We start from the raw sequence: 26,372 nt of genomic DNA, 5'->3' as shown, positions 1-26,372 counted from the left end.
AACTATTTAGTCAATTTTAATGTTTGCTTACGATCTGGACCTACAGATAAGAACGTAATAGGCACTTCTAGTGCTTTCTCTAAATACGTAATGTAATTCTGTAATGCTGTAGGGATTTCGCTTTCTTTCGTAATACCTGTGCAATCTTGATTCCAACCATCAATTTCTTCCAAAATAGGCTCAGCCTCATTTGTGATAATCTCGTACGGCATGTAATCGATTACTTTACCTTCATGTCTGTAGTGTGTACAAACTTTGATTTTTTCGAAAGTATCCAAAACATCGGCTTTCATCATGATCAATTCGGTAACTCCGTTTAACATGATTGCATATTTTAGAGCAGGAATATCAATCCAACCTGTACGACGTGCACGACCAGTAGTAGCACCAAACTCATGACCCAATTGACGCAAGTTTTCACCTACTTTATCGTGTAATTCTGTTGGGAATGGACCACCACCTACGCGAGTAGCATAAGCTTTGAAGATACCGTATACTGCACCGATTTTATTGGGAGCAATACCTAAACCAGTACATGCACCAGCTGTGGTTGTATTAGAAGATGTTACGAATGGATAAGATCCAAAGTCAACGTCTAACAAGGTGCCTTGAGCACCTTCAGCTAGTACTTTTTTACCGTCTTTAAGGTATTGATTTACCAAATGCTCGGAATCAACATGCGGAATTGTTTTAATGAATTCGATAGCCGCCAAGAAAGCTTCTTCTTTTTCAGAAAAATCTGGAACTTCACCGTAATGCGCTAAAATAGAAAGGTGTTTTTCTTTCAATTTTTCGTAACGCTCTTTGAAATCCGCTAATGTAGTATCACCCACACGTAGGCCATTACGACCTGTTTTGTCCATATAGGTAGGACCAATACCTTTTAACGTAGAACCTATTTTACCGGCACCCATTTTAGATTCTGAAGCAGCATCTAATAATTGGTGAGTAGGAAGGATCAAGTGTGCCTTACGAGCTAACACTAAATTTCCTTTGCCTACTGGATCGAAACCCGCAGTTTTTAAATTGTCTAGTTCTCTCTTTAAAATAATCGGGTCGATAACAACACCATTTCCGATTAGGTTAAGAGTTCCTTCATTGAAGATACCCGAAGGGATCGTGTTTAAAACGAATTTTTTGTTATCAAACTCCAATGTATGTCCGGCGTTAGGGCCGCCTTGGAAACGAGCGATTAAATCGTATTGAGGACAAAATACGTCAACGATCTTACCTTTACCTTCGTCTCCCCATTGTAAGCCCAAAAGCACATCAACTTGCATAGCTTTTAAAGTATTGTGATTAAGAATTTATGTTAATTTTTTGAATTATCTAAAAACAAAATGTTCAGAAAAATGAGCAAATCATTTTCTGAACAAATGTACTATTATATTTGACCAATTAGGAGATTAATTTGAAATAACCTCTTTTTCGTTTTTAGCTTTTGTAGCGGCTAATTTCTGTTGGCACTCATTACAAACCCCATATAGGTTCAAAGAGTGGTGTTTAATGTCGAATTTTAATAGCTCTCCCATTAAACTTTGAATCTGGTTAATACGTGGGTCGCAGAATTCGACTACGATATTGCATTCAATACAAATGACGTGGTCATGTTGCTTGAATCCATAGGATTTTTCGAATTGTGCCATATTGCGACCAAACTGGTGTTTAGTCACCAAATCACAGGATACTAATAATTCCAAAGTATTGTAAACAGTGGCACGGCTAACTCGATATTTTTTATTCTTCATATGGATGTACAATGACTCAACGTCAAAGTGATCCGTACGGGAATAAATTTCTTCCAAAATAGCATAACGCTCTGGAGTTTTCCTTAAGTTTTTATTCTCTAAGTAAGCTTCAAAGATTTTTTTTACTGTTGCGTAATTTTCAGCTGCGTTCATATTAATCATTAAGATTCTTTACAAATTTACCAATTTTGATTCAATAATTGTAAGATAAAAAAAATGTGAGATTCATCTGATCTTAACTTTCAGATTCATAACGCGAAACAGTTGTAATGCCTCTAACTTGTTTGAGCGTTTTCATTAAATTTTCTAACTGGGAAGTGTCATTTACAAAGACCATGATGTTTCCTTCAAAAATCCCATCATTACTCGTAATACTTAGTGAGCGAATATTAACATGAAATTCATGTGAAATCACTGTCGTAATTTTATTGACCAAACCCACATCATCAATTCCTACAATACGTAAACCTGTCAAGAAGGATACATCGTTTTTAGAAGTCCATTTGGCCTTCATGATCCGATACCCATAGTTTGCCATGAGCTTGGAAGCATTTGGACAACTTGTACGGTGAATTTTGATGCCGTCGTTGACCGTCAAAAAGCCAAAAACATCATCACCAGGAATAGGGTTGCAACAAGGTGCTAATGTATAGTCTATCTGCTGCAGATCGTCTCCTATTAATAGGGTGTCTTGGTCTTTTCGGTGTAATTTCTCTACAAGCCCACCAATATGCGCGTTGAATTGCGTGTTTTGTGTACTGAGCGTGGCATCATTATTTTTTTCGTGGGCGACAAACTCCCGCAAGTGTTTAATATCTACAAGTCCTTTGGCTACATTGTAAAACAAGTCTTGTGAACTTGCGAACTTCAGATAATTAGCGACTTTATTGATGTTATCGGTATTGTAGGTTATTTTTAGCGTCTTCAGTTTCCGCTCTAAAATTTCTTTTCCATCTTCCGCAACGCGGCGTCTTTCTTCTTTTAATGAAGAACGAATTTTGGATTTTGCTTTTGCAGTTACTACAAAATTCAACCAATCTTCTTTTGGAGTTTGTTTACTTGAGGTGATAATCTCTACTTGATCCCCATTCTGCAAGACATGGCTCAATGGCACCAACTTATGATTCACTTTTGCACCGATACAGGTAGCACCAATATCCGAGTGGATTTCGAACGCAAAGTCTAATGCAGTGGCATCATTAGGCAATTGAATCAAAGCACCTTTTGGGGTGAAAATGAAGATCTCATCAGAGAATAGGTTCATTTTAAAATCATCTACAAAATCTAGGGCATTCTGTTCAGGATTGCTCAACACTTCCCTAATTTTTTTGATCCACTGATCTAGTCCGCTATCCGAATTCGACTCTTTGTACTTCCAATGGGCTGCAAAACCTTTTTCGGCAATTTCGTTCATGCGGCTGGTTTCTAATCTGCACTTCAACCCACTGTCCACGTGGTCCCATTACTGTCGTATGTAGAGACTCGTATCCATTTCCTTTGGGAGAAGATACCCAATCGCGTAAGCGGTCAGGATTTGGACGATAGAGGTCGGTAACGATAGAATACACTTTCCAACATTCTGTTTTTTCGCGTTCGTCTTCCGTGTCGATAATAATTCGAATGGCAAATAAATCATAAACTTCCTCAAATGGAATAGATTTTTTACGCATCTTACTCCATATGGAATGAATGGATTTTGGTCTTCCAAATACTTGCGCAGATATCCCTTGTTCACGTAAAATCTCTTGTACGGGGTCAATGAAATCGGCTATGAACTTTTCTCTTTCTGCTTTCTTTTCGTTCAGTTTTCGCGCAATAAATTTATACGTATCTGGGTCGGTAAATTTCATGGATAGATCTTCCAATTCCGACTTAATCGTATATAAACCTAATCTATGTGCCAAAGGTGCATAGAGGTAGCTTGTTTCAGATGCAATTTTCAGCTGTTTGTCACGGGCCATGAATTCCATGGTGCGCATATTGTGTAGACGATCGGCTAGTTTTATCAAAATAACGCGTACATCATCAGCCAAGGTCAATAACATTTTGCGGAAATTTTCAGCCTGCATCGAACTGTTGGGGTCGAAGATCCCTGATATTTTTGTCAAACCATCAATAATCCGACGAACTTTTTTACCAAACATCTGCTCGATTTCATCAAGCGTAATATTGGTATCTTCGACTACATCATGTAGGAGTGCACATACAATCGAAGTGGTGCCCAAACCAATCTCTTCTGCAGCAATCTGTGCTACTGCTATCGGGTGGAAAATATAAGGTTCGCCAGATTTACGACGCATTTCTTTGTGGCTCTCTAAAGCTAGATCGAATGCTTTTCTGATCATTTGCTTGTCGCCACGTTGCATCGTTGGTTTACATGCGCGTAATAATGCTCGGTATCTCTTACGTATTTCTTTATTTTCTGCTTCTATATCAATCACATAATCTTTCATAAACTTGCAGTTGCATTATGATTTTAAAAATACATTTCTTAAATTAGTTAATATTAATTTAAAGGAATAAATAGGAAACCAAATTTATTTTTATTAAATGTAATAATTTTTTAATACTATTGACAAAAAAAGTCAATTTTTTAAATTGTAATGATCAAGATAAACTTACGTTGGTTGTTTTCTGCACTGCTTTTTATCCCTGTTTTGGGGATGGCTCAAGCATTGACTGTGCCCCTTTATGGAGAGGGTGAACAGGAAGTACTTGAGGAGTTTAATATGACGACTTTAGAGACTGGAGAAAGACTACCTTGGTTCTTAGTTCCTGAAGTTAAAATAACGAAACAACGTGTCTGGAAATCAGAAGATGCGAAAAAAGAGTACTTAAGACTAAAACGCAACGTCTTACGGGTGCTTCCTTATGCGATTTTTGCGCAAAAAAGATATGACCAATTGGATCGTGAACTTGCATTGGTAACAGACAAGAAACAACAAAAGAAATTAATCGAAGTTTGTGAAAACGAGGTGAAATCTATGTTTAATAAAGAAATTAAGAACATGAGTATCACCCAGGGCAAGATACTCATCAAATTGATAGATAGACAAACCGGGCACTCGAGCTATGAAATGGTCAAACAGATGAAAGGGGGGCTGTCTGCATTTTTATACCAGGGTGTGGCTAAAATATTTGGTCACAACCTCAAAAACACGTATGATCCCCGAGAGGATTATGAGATAGAAAATATTATTAGAGAGTTTCAAAAATCGAGATTAGAGCATCGGTATTTTTAAATATAAATAACTAATTATGAAAACAGTTTATGATTTTGCTGCCTTACAGTTTAATGGTCAAGAAAAATCATTAGCTGATTATAAAGGAAAAGTCTTACTGATCGTTAATACAGCCAGTCAGTGTCTTTTTACGCGCCAATATAAATCTTTAGAAAAGCTATATCAAACCTATAAAAATGAGGGCTTTGAGATACTTGCTTTTCCTTCCAATAATTTTGGTAAACAGGAGCCTTTGACAGGCTATACCTTAGAAACTTTTTGTAGAATAAATCAACAGGTGCATTTTCCCATATTCAAGCGTACACATGTCGTTGGAGAATATGCTTCGCCCTTGTATAAATACCTAGCCAGTAAAATTGAAAATGGTCATATTGAAAGTAAACCGGTTTGGAATTTCCATAAATACCTCATTAATAAAAAAGGTGAAGTAGTAGATTATTTTTACCCAATAACTTCACCAAATGCTACCAAAGTAAAAAAACGTGTGGAGCAATTATTATCAGAGCAGTAAAAAAAGCGAAATGTTTACTACATTTGTGCACAATAGTTGGTTAAACATTTAAATTTCAATACGCCATGATAAAACTCGATTTATTAGTGATAACTGTACATCCGGACGACGCAGAATTAGGTGCTGGTGGCACAATGGCTAAATATGTTGCAGCAGGTAAAAAGGTGGGGATAGTCGATTTAACGAGAGGCGAATTAGGAACACGTGGTACTGCTGAAACCAGAGACCAAGAAGCGAATGATGCCGCAGAAATATTAGGTTTGACAGTCCGAGAGAACCTAGCATTGCGAGATGGTTTTTTTGAGAATGCTGAAAAAGAGAAACTTGCTGTTATTAAGGCTATTCGTAAATATCAACCAGAAATTATCATTACCAATGCAGTCTCTGATAGGCATCCTGATCATGGCAGAGCGGGGCAGATGATTTCTGAAGCTTGCTTTTTAGCTGGCCTAAGAAAGGTAGAAACTGAGATTGATGGTTTAATGCAGGAGCCTCATCGTCCGAGGTTGGTTTTACAGATCGTACAAGATTATTATATTAAACCTGATATCGTATTGGACATTACTGATTTTTATGCAATAAAAGAAAAATCTGTTTTAGCCTATAAGACGCAGTTTTACACGGGTGAGGAGAACAATACTGACGAGCCACAAACTTATATCTCAAATCCAGATTTCATGGAATCCACAGCTGCTAGAGCGCGAGAATTCGGTCGTTCTATTCAGGTAAAATATGCTGAGGGTTTTACAGCTCATAAAATATTGGGTGTAGATGATATATTTCACTTGATTTAATTTTAAAAATCAAATAAAAGCCGTTTCTTTATCATATAGGAAACGGCTTTTGCTTTTTACAGCATAAATATATGAAAAATCGAAAATTCTCATTTCAGGATCGTGCAAAAAGTTTTACTTACGCTTTTGATGGTTTTAAGGTGCTATTTGCTGAGGAACACAATGCACGCATTCACCTTGTTGCAACTGTCGTTACAGTAATTGCTGGGTTTTATTTTGATATTTCTACGGTAGAGTGGATGATTATCTTATTGTGTATTGGTTCTGTTTTTGCATTGGAAATAGTCAATTCGGCAATTGAAAATCTCGCGGACCTGGTTTGCCAAGAACAAAATAGTTTAGTGAAGAAAGCGAAAGACTTGGCAGCGGCTGCAGTATTGGTTGCAGCAATTGTTGCAGCTATTATAGCCATCATAATCTTTATTCCAAAAATTAAAATATTATGGTTTTAATTAGAGCATATGAAGTAAAAGATAGGGATGTGGTATTGCAGATCATGCAAGAGAATATTCCAGCCTATTTTGCACAAGCCGAAAAGGAAGATCTCAAATACTATCTGGATTTTGAAATAGAGCAATTTTTTGTTGTTGAAAAAAATAAAGAGGTGGTGGCTTGTGGAGGTATTAATCTCGAATTGGAGGAACGAAGAGGGGTGATTAGTTGGGATATGGTACTTCCTAGCGAGCAGGGAAAGGGGTATGGAAGCCAATTGCTGGACTATCGTATCTCCATTTTAAAGCGTATGGATACGATTGATAAAATCAATGTACGCACGTCACAGTTAACGTACCTCTTTTATCAAAAAAATGGCTTTGTCTTGGATCAAATTGTAAAGGACTATTGGGCGAAAGACTTTGACCTGTATCGTATGGAATTAAGTTCTTAATGATATAATTCTTATAACAACATGTTTAATCATACTACCTTTTTGTTGTTAATACGTATTCATAAAAAAAGGTAACCTGTATGGTTACCTTTTTTATTTTAAGAACTGTTTTATTTCTTTTTGTCTATTTTATAAAGACGACCTAAATCCGTAATGGCATATAGCGCACCATCTGAACCTTGTGTGATATCTCTAAATCGTTGACCTTCTTTCTCTAACAATCGTTCTTCGCCAACAACTTTGTTGTCTTTAATAACCAAGCGAGCGATATGTGTACTGCTTAGGCCACTGATAAATAGATTGTTTTTCCACTCGGGCATACGATCTCCTGTATAAAATGTAATTCCACTTGGTGACAAAACAGGGTCCCAGTAATAAACAGGTTGTTCTAATCCTTCTTTTTGTTGAATAGGTTCACCAACTTTTTCTCCGCTGTACTCTAAACCGTAAGTGATAATTGGCCAACCATAGTTTTTACCTGCTTCAATACGGTTCAACTCATCTCCACCTCGAGGGCCAAATTCTGTTTCCCAAAGGTCTCCAGTTTCAGGATGAAGGGCTAATCCTTGTACATTTCGGTGACCATAGCTGTAAATTTCGGGTCTGACATCTGCTTGGTTCGCAAATGGATTTCCGGATGCAGCCTCGCCATTTGTTGTAATTCTGACGATCTTACCCAATCCTGATTTTAGGTCTTGGGCCTGAGGTCTTGTCTCTAGGTCCGAACGCTCTCCGGTACTTACAATTAAGTTACCTGATTTATCAAATAAGATGCGACCTCCGTAATGAAGTTTTCCTTTATATTTAGGTGTCGCACGGTAAATGACCGTTGCATTTTCTATTGTTTTCTCATCATCAGACAATCTCCCTTTACCAACAGCCGTTAAATTACCTTCTGCCGAAGGTTCGGCAAATACATAATAAACCATGCGATTAGTTGCAAAAGCTGGATCAATCGTCAATCCCAATAAACCACCTTGACCATCTGCATCTACTTTAGGAAGTCCTGTAATAGGTTCAGAGACTTTCCCATCTGTTGTTGCAATTCTAAAAGTTCCTTCTTTTTCAGTTATAAGTAAACGTCCATCTGGCAAAGCTGCAATACCCCAAGGCGACTTTAAGGTAGTATTCAATACAACACCTTCAAATGCGGTGTTTGTCTTGACGCCCTGGATACGCGTCTGACCTTCAAATGCGGGTTTGTACTTGGTATTAGCTTCCTTTGTTTCTACTGCAGGATATATGCTATCTACCGCGTTTGCTTCTGCACTATTACTAGTGCCATTTGAACAAGAGTATAGGGCCAGAGAACTAATGAGTATGGTGGCTAGTTTATTTTTCATAGACAAGTCGAATTGTTTCATATCTTATAAAAATATAAATAATTTATCACAAATGATGTATCGGAAAATGTTATCATGAAATAAATCCTTTAACATACTGACGTGTAATCTCATGTTTAGGATTGAGCAGCACATCTTCAGTTTTTCCAAATTCAAGAATCTCACCTCCATAAACAAAAATGATATAATCCGAGACGCGACGCGCTTGCCTTAAAATATGCGTGACCAATACAATGGTATAATCTTTTTTCAATTCAATAAGTAGGTTTTCGATTGTTTGGGTAGAGATGGGATCTAAAGCAGATGTAGACTCATCTCCTAAGATGATTTCGGGCTTCACTGCTAAACCGCGAGCAAGACATAACCGTTGTTGCTGCCCTATGGAAAGTCGTGTTGCAGATTGGTCCAATCGATCTTTCACTTCTTCCCAAAGTCCAACGTTCTTTAATTGTGTTTCCACGATTTCAGAAAGTTCCTTCTTATTCTTAGTTCCATGTATACGTGGTCCATACGCAATATTGTCGTATATGGACATGGGTAAGGGAAACGGCTTTTGCGAGAGCAGACCCATTTTTTTTCGGATATGGGTTACTTCAGCGTTAGGTGCATAGATATCCTCACCGTTGACAAAAACCGAACCGGATACCTGAACACCTTTTGTATCATCAATCAACCGGTTCAACGTCTTGAGTAAAGTCGTTTTTCCACAACCCGATGGACCAATAATTGAGGTGATGCTATTATTGGGTAGTGATAAATTGATGTTTTTTAAAATATGATGACCATCAATATGGATATTTAGATCTTGTATTTGAATATGGGGCTGAAACCATAGGTGCTACAATTTGTGTTTGTTTTGTTTCGATGATAGGATATGGGTGCATATAACTATAATTAAAATGATAAGCGTTAAAATAAGTGCTGATGCGTATGCGCGACCTTGAACTTCTGGAATAGGGCTACTCAATTGAAAAAATATAGCCAATGGTAATGTTGCTGCAGGCTCATCGATGTAACGAGGCAAATTGTCACTGAACCCAGTTGTTAACAAGACTCCGGCAACATCACCTATAGATCGTCCAAAAGCCAGTAGGATTGCTGTAAAAATTCCCTGTTTAATATGTAAAATGAAAACTTTGGCAACCTCCCAATTGGTTGCACCTAAGGATAGTGTAACATGTTTTAAGTCTGTTGGCACGGTTCTGATAAGCTCATCCACCGTTCGGACTACGATGGGAATGGTCAAGAGTGTAATCGTAATGATGCCACCTAGCAAGGATGCACGGATCCCGAAATAAACCATAATTGTAAAACCAACTGCTCCATATACAATGGAAGGGATACCATATAAAATATCGAACATCAATTTTGAATATTGCGCCAATTTTGAGGATGTTTTGATATATATATTTAAAAACAAAGCTATTGGAACTCCAATAATAGTTGCCAATAAGGTTGCCACTCCTGCAAGATAAAGGGAACCAAGAATAGCGTTTAGGATTCCTCCTTCTTTGCCCATATAGAAACCGCCCTTCGGTAACTGGCTTACCATTTCCCATGATAGATAAGGTAATCCCTTATAGAGGATAGTGCCGATGATAAAGAAAAGCGATCCTGTAACCAACATGCCTGAAAGTCGCATGAATCCTTTTGCTATCTTTTCTTTTAAAAGTCTTGTTTTAAGATTATCCATTATGCTTGCCCTCCAGTCTATTGAGTATGATGCGAGAAATTAAGTTAAATCCAAAAATAATGACGAAGAGCAGTAAGGCGGAAAACATAAGTGCCGAATCGTATAAAGGAATAGACATCATCTCTCCAAAATTATTTGCAATTAATGCCGGAATAGGGTAGCCCGCATCAAAAATTGAAGTGGGTATTTTAGGTACATTACCACAAACCATCAAAACGGCTATGGTCTCGCCAAATGCTCTGGATATAGCAAGTACAATCGCAGCTATGATTCCTGGCTTTGCTCTTCGCAGAATTACTTTTTTGGCAGTCTCCCATTTGGTAGCTCCCAAAGATAACGAAGCAGCTTTAAGCTCTGCAGGCACTGTTTTCAACACCTCAACCATAATACTGATCATGATAGGGAAAATCATAACAGACAGAACAATACCCCCAGCTAAAATGGTATAACCTGAGGTAGAAACTCCAAATAGGGGAGCAATGTAGGATTGGATAGCGGGCACAATAAATAACACTCCCCATACACCGTAGAGTACTGGAGGAATAGCGGCCAAGACATTGATGAGTGGCAAAACTATGTTTTTTAATGTGTCTGAGGCGTACTCTGTTAAATATATGGAAGTTAAAATACAAAGTGGACAGGAAATTAACAAAGCCACTAAGGTAACACTCAAGGTGCCCATTATGAAGGGAAGAAAACCAAAACTGCCTTTCATAGGTGCCCAGATATGATTGGTTAATAACTCCCAGATGTTAAATGATTCGAATAGTGGAATAGACTTAATAGTCAAACCAACACCGATAATAAGGACTACAGAAAGTGAAATGAGCAGCAAAACAAAACTTAATTGTTTTGCGATTGAATTTTTGATTAACCTTGTTCGTAACATATTATAGCTTATTCAGTTCTTTATTCATTAATAATTCGGTTAATGGTACATATCCATTTTCTAATAAATAACTTTGCGATTTTTTCTTTAAGATGAATGAGATGAATTCTTTAACAAGTAAATTATTGGGTTTATCCTTTGTAATAAAAGATAGGTCTCTTGATGGCGGACTGGGGTATTGATTATTGCTTACGGCATCTGTCAATTCATCAATAGTTTGATAAAAATTTTCATTTTCACTGATGCGACCGTCCTCATTAAGGTCAATAGGAAGGACATCTATCTGCGGCATCACTTTTTTTGTTTTCAAGTCATACACATAATTGATATTATTGAAGCCTATTGCATTTTTATCGTCTTTAATCGCTTGAGCAATGCCTGGATCTCCAAATATACCGACGCCCTTTAAATCCTCCTGCTTACTCTTAAAGAAGTTGGCCCATGTTTCAGCTGCTCCTGCAGCGTCTGCTCTTGTATAAATGATCACTGGGTCTTTCGTGAAGCGTGAATCAATGTCATTCCAAGTTTTATATTTATCATTAATGAAGATGTTTTTTAATTCACTCTGGGTTAATCCACGTTCTTTAAGAAGACTATAATTTGGATTATTTGCGTTTATTGTACAGATTACCGCGTCTTTTGCAACATGTATTGGGTAAGCTCCTTTTTTTATTTCTTCAGCATGCAGGTCACGAGAAACAAGGCCAATATCAACCATACCTGACAATGCATCAGCGATACCTTTCCCTGCACCTCCGGCAGAAATATTGAAGCGCACATTAGGATTTTCCTTTTTAAAATCTTCACTCCATAATACGACCAATGGGTAGAGTGCAAATGCCCCAGACAATGAAATATTCCCTTCGAAACCTCGCTCTTTAGAATAACCATTTTCAATTTTTGGAGCGCACGAATTAATATTGACAAACAGCAAAGAGCTTATAATAAATGTATTAACCTTGTTTTTTATCATTTTATGTATGTCTATCGGGTTGGTCTACAATAATATTTTTGACAAATATATATTAATTTAATAGATTTTATAGATTATATGGTTTTTTTTTCTACTTTTGGACAATTACTAATAGAGGAAGACCAAATAAATACAATTTCAGCATATGCAAAGTTTCCGTACAGAACTTGAAAACCCTGTGGTTGAACAAGAGATTATTGAGTTAGAGAAAAAAATCAGACTTTTTCAAGAAGGTAAAATTACCGACGAAAAATTTCGTTCACTGCGGCTCGCAAGAGGGGTCTATGGCCAACGTCAGCCCGGTGTACAAATGGTTCGTATCAAATTGCCTTTTGGGAAAGCAACTTTCAAACAAGTGATAAAAATATCAGATGTCTCTGATGAATATGCGATACGCAATTTGCATATCACAACAAGACAGGATATCCAGATTCACTTCGTTAGTTTAGATCGCACACCCGAATTGTGGGCAAAATTGGCGGAAGATGATATTACTTTAAGAGAGGCTTGTGGAAATACGGTCCGAAATGTAACAGCTTCACCTACTGCCGGTATTGACCCTAAAGAACCTTTTGATGTTTCTCCTTATGCTCAAGCTGTTTTCGAATTTTGTTTAAGAAATCCGATATGTGCAGAAATGGGTAGAAAATTTAAGATGTCGTTTTCATCTTCGGATGATGATACTGCTTTTTCTTATATCCATGATCTTGGTTTTATCCCTAAAATTAAAGTTATTGATGGTCAGGAAGTACGTGGTTTCAAAGTGTTGCTGGGAGGCGGATTGGGTGCACAACCTTTTTTGGCTTACTTGGTACACGAGTTTTTGTCCGAAGATCAATTGATTCCTTTCGTTGAATCTTCTTTACGTGTATTTGATCGTTATGGCGAAAGAAATAATAGAAACAAAGCTCGTTTTAAATATTTAATACAAAAATTGGGTATTGATGAGGTGCTCAGATTAATTGCTGAAGAGCGTGTTGCTAATGATTTGAAATCATTTACGATCGATCGTACGACAATCTCTCAACCTGTCATTCCAACGAATAGCGCTATTGCCCCTCTTGATCTTGATTCGGATGCTGCCTATAAGGTGTGGCAAGAAACGAATACTTTTGAACAGAAGCAAAAAGGTTATTATGGTGTTTTTGTGAAGGTTTTAACGGGCGATCTTCCTACCGAAAAAGCAAGGATTTTAGTTGCAGGATTGGAAGGCTTAGTTGCTGACGAGATTCGTTTTACACAAAATCAAGGCTTACTGTTGAAGTATGCAACGGCGGTTTCGTTACCTCATATCTATAAACTATTAACCGAACTAGAGCTTGCTTCTCCTGGATTTGAAAGCACGACTGATGTTACAACTTGTCCTGGGACTGACACCTGTAACCTCGGTATTTCGAATAGCACTGAAATGGCACGGGTCATCGAAACCTATATTCGCGAATTTTATGCTGATTTCGTTTACAATCGTGAATTGAAGATTAAAATATCTGGATGTATGAACTCTTGTGGTCAACATGGTTTGGCTCATTTGGGGTTCCATGGTAGTTCTGTTAAAGCAAATGGTAAAGTAGTACCAGCGGCTCAAGTGATGATTGGCGGTGGTACGGTTGGCGACGGCGTGGGCCGTGTGGCAGAGAGAATTATTAAAGTCCCGACCAAAAGGGTATTGCACGTGGTTGATCTGGTATTGACTGACTATAAAAATAATGTCCAGGAGGGGGAAAATTTTCATGCTTACTACGATCGCCAAACAAAAAGTCACTTTTATACATTGCTGAAGCCATTAGCGGATCTGACAACATTATCTGATGATGAATATATCGACTGGGGACATCAAGATACTTTTGAAACAGCCATTGGAGTTGGTGAGTGTGCGGGTGTCATGATAGATCTTGTAACAACGTTGATTTATGAAGCTGAGGAAAAAAGAGATTGGGCACTTTCAGCTTATTCTGAAGGAAAATATGCCGATGCTATATATCATACCTATAGTTCATTTGTAGGAAGTGCTAAAGCATTATTATTGGATAAGGGTGTCAATGTTAGTACACAGCATGCTGTTATACAGGAGTTTCAAACTCAGTTTGTAGAGCAGGAATTATTTGAGTTAGAAACTCCATTTCCAGAGTTAGTGTTACAAATAAATAAAAATGAACCTTCACAAACATTCGCAGACACGTATATAAAGAGTTTAAATACTTTCTTTGAGACGGTGTATGCCTATAGAAATTTAGTGAAAGTCAATTAATGAGGAGGTTAGAAGATGAATATTAAACCCAAAGTTACCTTGGTCGGAGCTGGCCCTGGAGATCCCGAATTAATCAGTTTAAAAGGAATTAAGGCTATAAAATCTGCTGATGTAATTTTATATGATGCATTGGTGGATGAAAGTTTATTGGATTACGCAAGTGAAACGTGTACAAAAATATATGTTGGAAAACGTGCAGAACAATTGTCTACTTCGCAAGATCAAATCAATCAATTGTTGGTAGATTATGCCTTAACGCATGGACATGTGGTACGCTTGAAAGGTGGGGATCCATTTGTTTTTGGTCGTGGAGGAGAAGAATTAGATTTCGTGAATCATTATGATATTGAAACAGCGGTAGTTCCAGGTATTTCTTCTAGTATAGGATTAACTGGTCTTCAAAAGATTCCTTTGACTTATCGTGGTATTAGTGAAAGTTTTTGGGTAATAACTGGCTCTACGACGTCGGGAAAGCTTTCGGATGACTTATACGCTGCTGTTCAAACGAATGCGACTGTTGTCGTGCTGATGGGTTTTGGTAAGTTGACTGAAATAGTAGACCTATATAAACAGCATGGAAAGGAAAACCTTCCTATTGCCTTAATACAGAATGGTTCTTTGCCCAATGAAAAAATCATCATCGGTACGATAGCTGATATTTTGGATGAAACACAGGAAAAACGTATTGGTGTACCTGCAATTATTATTTTAGGGGAAGTAGTTTCTAAACACCCTAATTTCAAACAGATTGTTCAAAAATTTGCAACGGTTTAAATGAATACACTATTTCCAATTTTTATAAAACCAGATCAAATTCAAATCCTATTGGTAGGAGGCGGCCCTATTGGATTAGAAAAATTTCAAGCCATTATCCAAAATAATGAAAATGCTAACATCACGGTTGTCGCTTCTGAAATATGCAGTGAATTTAAAGCTGTTTTATTACAGTATAGCCATATCATTATTGCCGAACGTGATTTTATCCAAGAGGATCTACAGAGAAAGCATATCGTGATTTTAGCAACAAACAATCATGAACTTAATGATGCGATAAGAGATTTAGCGACAGCACAATGCATACTTTTAAACGCTGCTGATAAACCAGCACTATGCGATTTTTATCTGGGATCAATTGTTAAAAAAGGAAATTTGAAAATTGCGATCTCTACAAATGGAAAATCACCAACAATTGCAAAGAGAGTGAAGGAGTTTCTACAGGAAATGTTACCGAATGAAATTGATGAAACATTGGAATTAATGAATCAATTGCGCGAGCAGCTCAAAGGGGATTTTCAAGAGAAGGTCTCCGCACTGAATAAACATACTAAATCGTTGATTGAGAAAGATGGAAATTACTAAAATTAAAGCGATTTTATCCGGTAAAAATGGTGTAGAATTACTTCAGGCAATTGCGGAGCAATATCCCGGCCAAGTAATTTTTTCGACGTCTTTTGGTATTGAGGACCAAATCATTACGGATTGGATCGGTAATAAAAAGCTGGATATTAAAATATTCACTTTGGATACGGGTCGATTATTTAAAGAGACCTATTCGCTTTGGAGCAGAACTTTGGAACGTTACGGGATCGCGATTGATACGTATTATCCCAATACCGAAGAGATTCAAAAATTTGTATCGCAAAAAGGTCCTAATGCCTTTTACGAATCGGTAGAAAACAGAAAGACATGCTGTTATATCAGAAAGATAGAGCCGCTACAAAGAGCTATAAAAGGTGCGAAAATTTGGATTACAGGTATTAGAGCTGAGCAATCGCTCAATCGTCATGACATGGAGTACATCGAATATGATGAGGTGAACGATATCATCAAGATTCACCCTTTGTTTGATTGGACTTTTGAAATGATAAATAGTTATGTAAAAAGTGAACGTATCCCATATAATGTCTTACATGATAAAGGCTTTCCAAGTATTGGATGTGCCCCTTGCACAAGAGCGATACAAGATGGTGAAGATTTTCGTGCTGGTCGTTGGTGGTGGGAAGACCAAAGTAAAAAGGAGTGTGGATTACATGTGACAACAAAATAAAAGAAGATTAAATGGATTATTTAGATCAACTAGAAGCAGAATCAATTTATATATTACGTGAAGTAGCTGGACAATTTGAGAATCCTGCATTATTATTTTCAGGAGGAAAAGACTCCATTACATTGGTTCACTTGGCTTTAAAAGCATTTAGACCTGGTAAATTCCCTTTTCCCTTAGTACACATAGATACGGGGCATAACTTTCCAGAAACGATTGCATATCGCGACTGGTTGATTGACCAAATCGGGGAACGTCTAATCGTTGGGCATGTGCAGGATAGTATTGATGCGGGTAAGGTCGTAGAGCAAAAGGGGAAAAATGCGAGTAGAAATGCATTACAAACCGTTACACTTTTGGACACTATAGCCGCAAACGGTTTTGACGCATGTATAGGTGGCGCCCGTCGTGACGAGGAGAAGGCAAGGGCAAAAGAACGTGTTTTTTCAGTACGCGATGAATTTGGCCAGTGGGACCCTAAGCGTCAACGTCCGGAGCTCTGGAATATTTTCAATGGTAAAATAAATAAGGGAGAGAATGTACGTGTATTTCCAATATCAAACTGGACAGAACTGGATGTTTGGAATTATATTAAACGTGAAAACATAAAACTGCCCAGTATTTATTTCAGCCACGAACGGGAGGTCATTACAAGAAATGGTCAATTAATGGCAGCGGCATCTTTTTTAAATATGGACGCTGATGATATCATGGAAACTAAATCTGTGCGATTCCGTACTGTAGGTGATATGACTTGTACGGCAGCTGTTGACTCTCAAGCAACTGAACTGGATGATATAATAGCTGAAATAAAAGCTTCTACAGTTAGTGAGCGTGGTGCGCGAATGGATGATAAAGTATCGGAAGCTGCCATGGAAGATCGCAAAAAACAAGGATACTTTTAAGGTAAAGCAGGGATTTGAAAACTATAATTTAGCAAATGAAAATTTTAAAATTTATAACGGCAGGTTCTGTTGATGATGGTAAAAGCACCTTGATCGGCCGTCTCCTATATGATACAGATTCCATATTGGATGATCAGTTAGAGGCTATCAAAAAAGCTAATCGTAAAAATAATGATGGAACTGTTGATTTAGCTATTTTAACAGATGGATTGAAAGCGGAACGTGAACAGGGGATTACCATTGATGTGGCTTATAAATACTTTCAGACAGAGAAACGTAAATTCATCATTGCAGATGCACCTGGTCATATACAATACACGCGCAATATGATTACAGGAGCCTCTAATTCTGATTTAATCATCATATTAGTGGATGCTAGAAGGGGAGTGATCGAACAAACAAAGCGTCATTCTTTTTTGGCAAAACTATTGTCTTTGAAAAAAGTGCTCGTGTGTATCAACAAAATGGATATGGTTGATTATAATGAAGAGGTATTTAATAACATCAAGGCTGACTATCAACTTTTAGCTGACAAATTAGCATTGACCGATGTTGATTTTATGCCTGTTTCGGCCTTGAAAGGTGATAACATTGTATCTCCTTCAGAAAATACGGCCTGGTATACTGGCCCTTCCTTATTGTCTTATCTAGAAACTATTGAATTCCAAGAGTCTGAGGGGCAGGCATGGCGTTTACCCGTACAATGGGTGGTAAGGCCGCAAACTGATGAATTGCATGATTACCGTGGTTATGCCGGTCGTGTAGTAGGCAATGGATTGAAAACTGGAGATGATGTTATGATTTTACCCTCATCTATCAGAAGTAAAATTAAGCGCATAGAATTGGCTGGAGACCATCTAGAAAAAGCTGAAGATGGTCAGTCGGTTATTGTACATTTAACCGATCAGGTGGATATCAGTCGGGGAGATACTATTGTCTCCGTTCAATCCCCTGGGTTTGTGGAAAGAAGTTTTGAAGCGAATATCTGTTGGTTTGATAATAAACCATTGGATACATCTCAGGTTTATTTATTCCAAAATTTTGGACGGATAACAAAAATAAAAATTAATGAAGTTATTCATAAGATAGACATCAATAGCCATGAATATAAATATGGAGATGTGATTGCCTTGAATGACATTGGACGTGTGCACATTAAAGCTGCGGAAGATCTTTCTTTTGATATCTATCAAGAGCATCAAGCAACAGGACGAGGTATCATCATCGATCCACGGACCAATTTAACTGTTGCGGCTATCATGATTGAGTGTGTAGCTTAACTTATTCATAAACAAAAAGGTTCCCTTCTATAAAGAAGGGAACCTTTTTGTTTGTTCATATTATTAATCTTTATTGCCAACCTCCACCTAGCGCTTTGTAAAGCACTAATTGATTTAAGATTTTCTCTTCTAGAATATTCACTTGTTCAATTTGTGCCGCAAGTGACTCTCTTTGACTGGTGATGATTTCTAGGTAATTGATTCGACCAGCTAAAAATAAGTCGTTCGCAGAGTTTACGGATAATTCCAATGCAACTACTTGTTCATTTTTATGTTGAAAACGATCGACAATATGATCTTCGGTCAACAAGGCATTTGAAACCTCGTTGTAGGCCTGCAACACAATCTTTTCATACTGTAAAAAAGAGATCCCGTAGTTACCTTTGTAATGCTCATACTGAGTTTTCAATTCTCTTTGGTTGAAAATAGGCGCTGTTATACCTCCAAACAGACTGTATGTTGCCGATTTGTTAATATCGACCAATTTATCAAGACTGAAGGAATTCAGACCTACAAACGGGGACAATACAATAGTTGGAAGAAAGGCTGCCTTTGCTGCGTGAACCTCTTGTTCTGCAGCTAACATTTGATGTGAAGCTTCACGAATATCTGGCCTTAAGGCTAGCATCATCGCAGGGGTCACCCGAAGCCAACTTATCAAATAAATGCACATCCTCCAAATTAAGCGCCGTACGTTGAATCGGCTCATTGATACGGCCTATTAGGAAGTTAATGTGATTTTCAAGGATACTAATTTCTTGTCTTGTTTTTGAACGATCTGATTTTGAATTTGCTAAAATTGCCTTGAATTGTTGAACAGCCAACTCGGTAGCCCGTCCAGCCTCTTTTTGTACTTCAATAATGGCTAAGGCTTTTTCCTGTAATTTTAAATTTCTTTCAAAAACAGCCAATTGATTATCCAAACTGATGAGCTGATAGTAGGCAGAACTAATATTGGAAACTAATTCTGTTGCTATCAATTGCTTTCCTTCTATCTGCGCTAGGTAATTTTCGTAAGCTGATTTTCTTTGTTTTTTCAATTTTCCCCAAACATCAATCTCCCATGAGCTACGGAGACCAACAAAATAATCTGGTACCGCAGGCGATGGAATTTTTTGGTCTGCTGTTAAATTTTCAGAAAAATTACCATCATAATTTCCAATCCCTTCTTCGGTATAGAAACCATATTTTGTCAAACCTGCACCAACTTCTGCATTTACTTTTGGATAAAGAGCGGCTTTTTTCTGTTTGAAACTTGCTTGTGCCATTTCAATACGTGTAATAGCCATTTGCAGGTCATGATTGTATAATAATGCCGAGTCAATCAGGGCAATGAGTTTTTTATCCTCAAATACTTTTCTCCAAGGAATTTGTGCTATTGATTCTTCAGTCCGCTCTATTTCAGGAGTAAATTTTTCCGGTAAAGTGGATGTCTGTTTTGGTATTAGATTTTTAGGAACAGAACAGCTTGATATGAGAAATAAAGCAATTACAATGGAAGTTACGGTTACTGCTTTTTTCTTATTTATCTTTGGTTTGCGTTTGGAGCAGAGTACATATAATGCAGGTATGATCAATACACCTATTATAGTACCGATTAACATACCCCCAACAGATGCTGTACCAATCGTTCTATTACCAATAGCACTTGCGCCTGACGAGAACATTAATGGAATCAAACCTGCCACAAAAGCAAATGAAGTCATTAAAATTGGTCTTAATCGGGCAATAGCACCATCGATGGCTGAATCTATTATGGACATGCCTTGCTTATGTTTCAGAACGGCATACTCGACAATTAATATGGCATTTTTACCCAATAGACCAATGAGCATAACAAGAGCTACTTGAGCATAGATGTTATTTTCCAAACCTAAAAGCTTCAAGAATATGAATGCACCGAACATACCTGCGGGAATACATAAGATTACAGGTAGGGGCAATAGGAAGCTCTCGTACTGCGCAGCTAATAAAAGGTATACAAATAGTAGGACCAATGCAAATATGTAAATAGTCTGATCTCCAGAGGCTATCTGTTCCTTAGTCATACCGGACCATTCAATACTGTATCCCTGTGGTAGCGTTTTTGCGATTTCTTGAATTGTCTCAATAGCTTGGCCGGTACTGTATCCAGCAGTTGGTTGACCATTGATCATAGCACTTGTAAACATATTATAACGGGTAATCTGTTCTGGACCAAACACACGCTTCATAGTGACGAATGCCGAGTATGGAACCATTTCTCCATTGTCTGTTTTTACAAAAAGATTTAAAACATCTTCAGGTTGTTTTCGATAATGGGCATCAGCTTGTACCATCACTTTATACATCTGTCCATATCTAATGAAATTTGTCGCGTAGAAGCTACCCATTAGTGTTTGCAATGTATTCATTGCGTTATCTACTGATATTCCCTTCTTAGCTGCCAAATCATAGTCTATTTCGAGCATATACTGAGGGAAGTTGACGTCAAATCCAGAAGAAACACTCTCAATTGACTCACTTGCACTCAGCTTTTTCATAAAATCCTCTAATACAATAGCTGTTTTATTCAAATCCTCTGTTCCTGTTTTATCTAAAAGGCGTACTTCAAAACCAGCAGCATTTCCAAATCCTGGAACAGTGGGAGGTGGGAAAAACTCAATCTGGGCATCAGCAATATGAGCTGTCTTCTCTTTCAGCTCGTTCATGACATCATCAACAGTTTGGCTTCGGTCTTCCCAAGATTTTAGGTTAATCATTCCCATACCATACGAAGATCCTGATACTTCGGTTAATATACTGTATCCGGCAAGTGTAGAAACTGTTTCGACAGATTCTAAACTCCGAGAGATACGATCTACTTCGTCTAGTGCTTTTTCCGTTCTATCGACAGTGGCACCAGGAGGAGTTGTTACACTTACATACACCATACCCTGATCTTCTGTTGGGATGAAACCTGATGGTAGGATTGCACTTGTACCCCATGTGGCGATAAATGATATCACCAACACAAGCACTGTAAGTCCTCTACGACCCACCGTTTTGGTTAGAAATCCACGATATCTACCTGCTAACTTATCGTATGCACGATTGAACTTTTTAAAGAAGCGTGTCAACCAAGTATTTTTCTCTTTTTGGTCATGTGGATTTTTGAGCAAGAGCGCACATAGTGCCGGTGTCAAGGTTAATGCATTGATACCGGAAATAATAATAGCTGACGCTAATGTAAGTGAGAATTGTCGATAGAAAATACCAACTGGACCATCTAAAAATGCCACTGGTATAAATACTGCCGACATGACAAGTGTAATGGCAATTACGGCAGAAACCCACTTCTTTCATCGCCGCGAGTGTTGCTTCCATTGGAGGAAGGTTTTCTTCTTCCATCTTTGCGAAAACTGCCTCAACAACCACAATACCATTGTCAATTACAATTCCAATTGCCAATACGAGTGCAAAAAGTGTCAATAAATTGATCGAGAAGCCAAGCATTTGCATACAGAATAATGAACCAATCAAACTCACTGGAACAGCCAAAATGGGAATTAATGTTGCTCTAAAATTCTGTAAGAATATGAATACCACAATAAACACGAGTAAAAATGCTTCTAACAACGTTTTGATAACACTTGAAATAGACGCATCCAAAAAGCGAGAAACGTCGTAACCCATGGTGTACTTCATACCTGCAGGGAATGTTTCTTTTTGCAATTCAGCCATTCTATCTTTAACACTCTTGATTACATCTTGCGCATTAGAACCTGGCAATTGCTTCAACATAATAGACGCTGATGGCCTTCCGTCAGTTTTGGAAACCATCTCATAATCTAATGAACCAAATTCAATCTCTGCAACATCCTTAATTCTAATGATTGAGCCGTCCGCATTTGCGCGGATTGGCACATTTGCATATTCTTCAGGTTCAGAAAATTTACCCGGATAACGCAACACGTATTGTTGCATGTTCACCATTTTATCCGAACTGATACCCGTCTGTCCAGGAGCGGCTTCGATATTTTGCTTCCTTAAAGCCTCAATCAATTCATCTGTGGATATTTGATAAGCCGCTAGGCGGTCAGGTTTAACCCAAACACGCATCGCATAATCTCGCATACCCATAATTTGAGCAAAACCTACACCTTCGATGCGTTTCAACTCTTTTAATACATTGATATCCGTAAAGTTGTAAATAAAACGTTCATCAGCAGTTTCATCTTCTGTATAGAGATTTAAATACATCAACATACTATTTACTTCTTTTTCGGTTGTTACTCCAGCTCGTGTTACCTCCTCAGGTAGCTCATCTAAAACCGTTGTAACACGGTTCTGCACATTCACGGCTGCAATATCGGGGTCTATTCCAACTTTAAAGACTACTTGAATAAGCGTTGTACCGTTATTAGTTGATACGGTATTCATAGAAGTCATGCCCGCAACGCCATTAATCGCTCTTTCCAGCGGGATTGCGACGGCATTGGTACTGACTTCTGCATTAGCTCCAGTATAATTTGCCGTTACAACAACAGAGGGAGGAACAATATCTGGAAACTGCGTTACAGGCAGCGTAAATAAAGCCAATAATCCTAATAACGTTATAAATAATGAAATTACTAACGATAAGATTGGCCTTTTTATATAAACATCAAACATAAAATTTTTCTAAAACAAACTATTATAACTTATTGGAAATAACCTCGACCTTCATACCATCTTTAAGCGCTTGTATACCTTCATATACAATTTTATCGGTGTCCGATAATCCTGCATTTACAATATAATAGTGACCTACACGCTGTCCAGCCTCGAAAGACTTCATCGAAACCGTATTATCCTTGTTTAATATATATACATATGTTTTATCTTGAATTTCAAATACAGATTTCTGATGGACAAATCTGGTGTCACCTGTTTGAATTGGTACAGATATTTTCCCTGAAGCACCATGTTTCAACATTCCCTGGGGATTCACAAATCTCGCACGCAATGAGATTGATCCTGTATTTTTTTCAAATTCACTCTCTACGATTGCAGCTTTTCCTGGATATGGATATGTATTCCCGTCTGCCAAAATTAATTTTACATCTTTATTAAATGAGTTTTGATTGAATGAAGAGTCGGACACAATACTGAGGTACTCATTCTCTGAAATATCAAAATATACATTCACTTCTTTAAGAGAGGATACGGTAGTCAACAGTGAACCCTGTGCTAAGAGCGAACCTTCTTTCAGGGGAATCCTGTCAATTTTGCCATCAAAAGGAGCACGGACGAGTGTATAATCTAATTGCGTTTTGGCTTGTTGCATAATTGACCTTGCCTCTTCGACTTTAGATTCAGCTGCTGTATGTTGAAGTTGAAGCAATTCAACTTCTGTTTTACTTACAATATTTTTAGCCGCTAGATCTTGTGTTCTTTCTAATTCAAGAACCACCTTTTTCACATCAGTCAACGCGGTATTAAAATTTGCTTTAGCACGTGCATAATCAGCCTTATACTCTTCATCGCTAAGCTTGAACAATACTTGACCTTTCTTAACTGCAGCACCCTCATCTATATAAATATGCTCTAAAAAACCACTTAAACGCGATCTTAATTCAATGTTTTTAACCGACTGTATATCAGCAATATAATCTTTATATATAGTAGTATCCATAACTACTAAAGTGGAAATAGGTACTTTTTTTAGAGATGTACTAACTTGTTTATCATTACTCTTAGCCGTACAAGCAGATAAAATCGCAAGGCACGACAAAGCATACCAAGACATGGAACTTTTTTTCATATGAAATTTAAATTATTAAAAATAGATTGACAATAGACTAAACATCTATATCATAGTGTGTTGTGACCTATTTGATCACCGTAGAAAATAGGGTAGGAGTTAATTTAGAATAAACTATATCGGTATAAATACTGATAATAGCCTGATAAGCAGGAATTTTTCTTGCTGTAAAGTGGGTGTTTTTTATGTTTTAGTATGGAGTATGCTGAATATAAAATTCCTAAAACAAAAATGAAAATGGATAGAATCTGATGATTGAAATTAAATATGCGATAGTCATCAAATTGAACTTCTGAATCTTTTTCGGGAATTTCAATGGGAATATCCAATACGTCATCCAAAACAAATTCAAGTAGTGAATCCCCAGTAAAATATTGGATTGCAGCATTTGTTGCACGCGCATTAGTGTTGACGCCAGCCTCGTAAAAAAGGATGTTCAAGTAACCAAATAACGCCAAGAAGTGAAATATTTTAATCCACATAAAAAACAAATATATAAAATCAAATAGTTATGTTGGAACATCTACATAAATATTACAAAAGTTAAACATAAGCTTAACATAGCATAAAGAGCATAATGCGGTAATTTGTAATAGCTGAGAATTGCATTAAAATTTTCTACAAGACAAATGTCCATTTTATTTAAACCACGTTTTTCAAATTTCGGACTCATTTCTAATCATGTTATAAACGTCATCAACAATACTATGTAGATTTCGGGAATTTGATTTAATTGAACTGGGTTTTGTTAAAATAAAATGTAAACTTAAAACTAACCGGAGATTTGAATTGAGACTACAAGTGCATCTTATAATCAGCACTTTAACAAGTCGTATAATATATATTATGTTAAATAGAAATTATTTTCACTCCTTATTACCCCAAAGATTTTGCCTGAAAAACATTCTAAATCATCAAATGGAAGTCAATTTATTTCATAATTGATCCGTTTTAAGTTAAGATATCAGAGCCAATAGCCAAACTAGAACTGACCATACCTCTAAAGAACTATAAAAACTTAAGAGTCGACAAACGTGCATATACTTATTTTTCAAGTATTTGACTTTCATAGCTAGTTACAATACTTTTGGATATCGGCTATTAATTTGTAAATTTAGGTATCGATGACCTATAAATGTATAAATCGTATGAAAAAATCAAAATGGATCATAGACTCAACACATTCCTCTGTTCAATTCCGTATCACCTACTTGGTAATTGCTTCAATTAGAGGAAGTTTTAACACGTTTGATGGCTTTGCTGAATGGGGTGAGCATTTTGAAAATGCAGCAATACAATTCAATATCGATGCGAATAGCATCAATACTAATGTAGAAGAACGCGATAAGCATCTAAAAAGTTCAGATTTTTTTGATACTGAACACTATCCGACGATTGCCTTCAAATCCACTCATTTTACAAAGATAAAAAATGAAAAATTCAGATTAGAAGGTTATTTGACCATGCATGGTCATACAAAACTTGTGGAATTAAAGGTTGAGTACAATGGTAAGATTATAGATCAGCATGGCCAGGAAAAGATTTCATTTGAAGTTACAGGTAAAGTTAGCAGATGGGAATTTGATATGAAATATAATTCTGTCTTAGAAGCAAATAGCCTGTTGATTGATGAAGATATTGATATTTCAATTCACTTATTGCTGAGTAAACAACAATAAAAGTATTATTTTGCACGCATAAATTTATATTTTATTAAAATGGCGCACGAACTTTTAAAAAGAATAGCGAATCAAGAGATTATTTTCTCCGATGTTTTAACTTATATAGCATCTCAATATGTGTACACTCCTACTGCGTTTACAAATGGGAATCAAGTTAATGAGGAAACAGAAAATCAAGGTAGTGCAAAAGTGTTGGCTTTTGCCAAAATAAATAATCTGGACAAGAATCAAACATTGGCATTATTCGCAGAACATTATCAAGCAGTTTTAAATGATCCAAATGGTGATAATCATCAAAATATACGGCAATTCATGCATAATGGATGGGACGCGGTCTCCTTTAGTGGTGTTGTTTTGACTAAAAAATAGG

General features: G+C 37.1%; 24 protein-coding genes and 2 pseudogenes. 13 read left to right on the top strand and 13 right to left on the bottom strand.

What is annotated here, in order from left to right; translation table 11 throughout:
• Nucleotides 1–2: 2 nt before the first annotated feature.
• The 3 genes and pseudogenes from ACFX5U_RS11085 to ACFX5U_RS11075 all read right to left on the bottom strand — a co-directional run bounded on the left by ACFX5U_RS11085 (nucleotide 3) and on the right by ACFX5U_RS11075 (nucleotide 4,201).
• A complete protein-coding gene (locus tag ACFX5U_RS11085; protein WP_400263486.1) occupies nucleotides 3–1,280 on the bottom strand; it encodes an adenylosuccinate synthase in 1,278 nt (425 codons plus the stop codon).
• 126 nt (nucleotides 1,281–1,406) lie between these two features.
• A complete protein-coding gene (locus ACFX5U_RS11080; protein WP_038702577.1) occupies nucleotides 1,407–1,901 on the bottom strand; it encodes a Fur family transcriptional regulator in 495 nt (164 codons plus the stop codon).
• Between the two features lie 82 nt (nucleotides 1,902–1,983).
• Nucleotides 1,984–4,201, bottom strand: a pseudogene (locus tag ACFX5U_RS11075) (RelA/SpoT family protein).
• 150 nt (nucleotides 4,202–4,351) lie between these two features.
• Here ACFX5U_RS11075 and ACFX5U_RS11070 point away from each other — a divergent pair.
• From ACFX5U_RS11070 to ACFX5U_RS11050, 5 genes are all read left to right on the top strand, one after another.
• Nucleotides 4,352–4,990, top strand: coding sequence for a DUF4294 domain-containing protein (locus ACFX5U_RS11070; protein WP_051959889.1), 639 nt, complete (start codon nucleotides 4,352–4,354; stop codon nucleotides 4,988–4,990).
• 16 nt (nucleotides 4,991–5,006) lie between these two features.
• Nucleotides 5,007–5,501, top strand: coding sequence for a glutathione peroxidase (locus ACFX5U_RS11065; protein ID WP_038698469.1), 495 nt, complete (start codon nucleotides 5,007–5,009; stop codon nucleotides 5,499–5,501).
• A 68-nt stretch (nucleotides 5,502–5,569) separates the two neighbouring features.
• Nucleotides 5,570–6,295 carry a bacillithiol biosynthesis deacetylase BshB1 gene (gene bshB1 / locus ACFX5U_RS11060; protein ID WP_038702573.1) on the top strand — a complete coding sequence of 242 codons (726 nt, stop codon included), beginning with the start codon at nucleotides 5,570–5,572 and terminating at the stop codon, nucleotides 6,293–6,295.
• 71 nt (nucleotides 6,296–6,366) lie between these two features.
• On the top strand, nucleotides 6,367–6,747 hold the full coding sequence (locus ACFX5U_RS11055; RefSeq protein ID WP_038698467.1) for a diacylglycerol kinase family protein: 381 nt from the start codon (nucleotides 6,367–6,369) through the stop codon (nucleotides 6,745–6,747).
• On the top strand, nucleotides 6,738–7,181 hold the full coding sequence (locus ACFX5U_RS11050; RefSeq protein WP_400263485.1) for a GNAT family N-acetyltransferase: 444 nt from the start codon (nucleotides 6,738–6,740) through the stop codon (nucleotides 7,179–7,181). Before ACFX5U_RS11055 ends, ACFX5U_RS11050 begins: the two co-directional genes overlap by 10 nt.
• A gap of 110 nt (nucleotides 7,182–7,291) precedes the next feature.
• On the opposite strand, the gene ACFX5U_RS11045 is transcribed toward ACFX5U_RS11050, so the two are convergent.
• The 5 genes from ACFX5U_RS11045 to ACFX5U_RS11025 form a co-directional block, all read right to left on the bottom strand.
• Complete coding sequence (locus ACFX5U_RS11045; protein WP_038702572.1) at nucleotides 7,292–8,524, bottom strand: PQQ-dependent sugar dehydrogenase; 1,233 nt, start codon at nucleotides 8,522–8,524, stop codon at nucleotides 7,292–7,294.
• Between the two features lie 73 nt (nucleotides 8,525–8,597).
• Nucleotides 8,598–9,341 carry a phosphate ABC transporter ATP-binding protein gene (locus tag ACFX5U_RS11040; protein WP_400263583.1) on the bottom strand — a complete coding sequence of 248 codons (744 nt, stop codon included), beginning with the start codon at nucleotides 9,339–9,341 and terminating at the stop codon, nucleotides 8,598–8,600.
• A 21-nt stretch (nucleotides 9,342–9,362) separates the two neighbouring features.
• Nucleotides 9,363–10,217, bottom strand: a complete 855-nt coding sequence (locus ACFX5U_RS11035; RefSeq protein ID WP_038698461.1) for a PstA family ABC transporter permease — start codon at nucleotides 10,215–10,217, stop codon at nucleotides 9,363–9,365.
• Nucleotides 10,210–11,106 carry a phosphate ABC transporter permease subunit PstC gene (gene pstC / locus ACFX5U_RS11030; protein ID WP_038698460.1) on the bottom strand — a complete coding sequence of 299 codons (897 nt, stop codon included), beginning with the start codon at nucleotides 11,104–11,106 and terminating at the stop codon, nucleotides 10,210–10,212. The genes ACFX5U_RS11035 and pstC overlap by 8 nt, the downstream gene beginning before the upstream one ends.
• A 1-nt stretch (nucleotide 11,107) precedes the next feature.
• A complete protein-coding gene (locus ACFX5U_RS11025) occupies nucleotides 11,108–12,079 on the bottom strand; it encodes a PstS family phosphate ABC transporter substrate-binding protein (protein WP_400263484.1) in 972 nt (323 codons plus the stop codon).
• Between the two features lie 145 nt (nucleotides 12,080–12,224).
• Here ACFX5U_RS11025 and ACFX5U_RS11020 point away from each other — a divergent pair, with 145 nt between their 5' ends.
• Genes ACFX5U_RS11020 through ACFX5U_RS10995 form a run of 6 tightly spaced genes read left to right on the top strand, consistent with a single transcriptional unit; the run spans nucleotide 12,225 to nucleotide 18,556 of the window.
• Complete coding sequence (locus tag ACFX5U_RS11020; protein ID WP_038698456.1) at nucleotides 12,225–14,327, top strand: HEPN domain-containing protein; 2,103 nt, start codon at nucleotides 12,225–12,227, stop codon at nucleotides 14,325–14,327.
• Between the two features lie 15 nt (nucleotides 14,328–14,342).
• The gene (cobA, locus tag ACFX5U_RS11015; protein WP_400263483.1) at nucleotides 14,343–15,101 is read left to right on the top strand and encodes a uroporphyrinogen-III C-methyltransferase; all 759 of its coding nucleotides are present in this window, start codon (nucleotides 14,343–14,345) and stop codon (nucleotides 15,099–15,101) included.
• A complete protein-coding gene (locus tag ACFX5U_RS11010) occupies nucleotides 15,102–15,686 on the top strand; it encodes a bifunctional precorrin-2 dehydrogenase/sirohydrochlorin ferrochelatase (RefSeq protein ID WP_038698452.1) in 585 nt (194 codons plus the stop codon). It abuts the gene before it with no gap.
• The gene (locus ACFX5U_RS11005) at nucleotides 15,673–16,374 is read left to right on the top strand and encodes a phosphoadenylyl-sulfate reductase (RefSeq protein WP_038698450.1); all 702 of its coding nucleotides are present in this window, start codon (nucleotides 15,673–15,675) and stop codon (nucleotides 16,372–16,374) included. The genes ACFX5U_RS11010 and ACFX5U_RS11005 overlap by 14 nt, the downstream gene beginning before the upstream one ends.
• Before the next feature lie 11 nt (nucleotides 16,375–16,385).
• Nucleotides 16,386–17,276 (top strand): sulfate adenylyltransferase subunit CysD, encoded by an 891-nt coding sequence (cysD, locus tag ACFX5U_RS11000; RefSeq protein WP_400263482.1) that lies wholly within the window; start codon nucleotides 16,386–16,388, stop codon nucleotides 17,274–17,276.
• Between the two features lie 35 nt (nucleotides 17,277–17,311).
• On the top strand, nucleotides 17,312–18,556 hold the full coding sequence (locus ACFX5U_RS10995) for a sulfate adenylyltransferase subunit 1 (RefSeq protein WP_400263481.1): 1,245 nt from the start codon (nucleotides 17,312–17,314) through the stop codon (nucleotides 18,554–18,556).
• Nucleotides 18,557–18,626: 70 nt separating this feature from the next.
• On the opposite strand, the gene ACFX5U_RS10990 is transcribed toward ACFX5U_RS10995, so the two are convergent.
• From ACFX5U_RS10990 to ACFX5U_RS10970, 5 genes and pseudogenes are all read right to left on the bottom strand, one after another.
• The gene (locus tag ACFX5U_RS10990) at nucleotides 18,627–19,187 is read right to left on the bottom strand and encodes a TolC family protein (protein ID WP_400263480.1); all 561 of its coding nucleotides are present in this window, start codon (nucleotides 19,185–19,187) and stop codon (nucleotides 18,627–18,629) included.
• On the bottom strand, nucleotides 19,156–21,837 hold the full coding sequence (locus ACFX5U_RS10985) for an efflux RND transporter permease subunit (RefSeq protein ID WP_400263479.1): 2,682 nt from the start codon (nucleotides 21,835–21,837) through the stop codon (nucleotides 19,156–19,158). The genes ACFX5U_RS10990 and ACFX5U_RS10985 overlap by 32 nt, the downstream gene beginning before the upstream one ends.
• 88 nt (nucleotides 21,838–21,925) lie before the next feature.
• Nucleotides 21,926–23,188, bottom strand: a pseudogene (locus tag ACFX5U_RS10980) (efflux RND transporter permease subunit); the annotation flags it as partial.
• Nucleotides 23,189–23,210: 22 nt separating this feature from the next.
• Entirely contained in the window at nucleotides 23,211–24,320 is a 1,110-nt protein-coding gene (locus tag ACFX5U_RS10975; protein ID WP_038698442.1) for an efflux RND transporter periplasmic adaptor subunit, read from the bottom strand.
• A 104-nt stretch (nucleotides 24,321–24,424) separates the two neighbouring features.
• Nucleotides 24,425–24,802: a hypothetical protein gene (locus ACFX5U_RS10970; RefSeq protein ID WP_038698440.1), complete on the bottom strand. Its 378-nt coding sequence runs from the start codon at nucleotides 24,800–24,802 to the stop codon at nucleotides 24,425–24,427.
• Nucleotides 24,803–25,468: 666 nt separating this feature from the next.
• On the opposite strand from ACFX5U_RS10970, the gene ACFX5U_RS10965 reads away from it, so the two are divergent.
• Together ACFX5U_RS10965 and ACFX5U_RS10960 are read left to right on the top strand one after the other, a co-directional pair.
• A complete protein-coding gene (locus ACFX5U_RS10965; protein ID WP_038702571.1) occupies nucleotides 25,469–25,999 on the top strand; it encodes a YceI family protein in 531 nt (176 codons plus the stop codon).
• Nucleotides 26,000–26,038: 39 nt separating this feature from the next.
• Nucleotides 26,039–26,371, top strand: a complete 333-nt coding sequence (locus tag ACFX5U_RS10960) for a HopJ type III effector protein (RefSeq protein ID WP_038698438.1) — start codon at nucleotides 26,039–26,041, stop codon at nucleotides 26,369–26,371.
• The last annotated feature ends 1 nt before the right edge of the window (nucleotide 26,372 follow it).

Source organism: Sphingobacterium sp. SG20118, assembly GCF_044740685.1.
In the GTDB taxonomy this organism is placed as follows: domain Bacteria; phylum Bacteroidota; class Bacteroidia; order Sphingobacteriales; family Sphingobacteriaceae; genus Sphingobacterium.
Note: the sequence above shows the minus strand (reverse complement) of the source record. Positions and strands in the feature narration are given on the sequence as shown.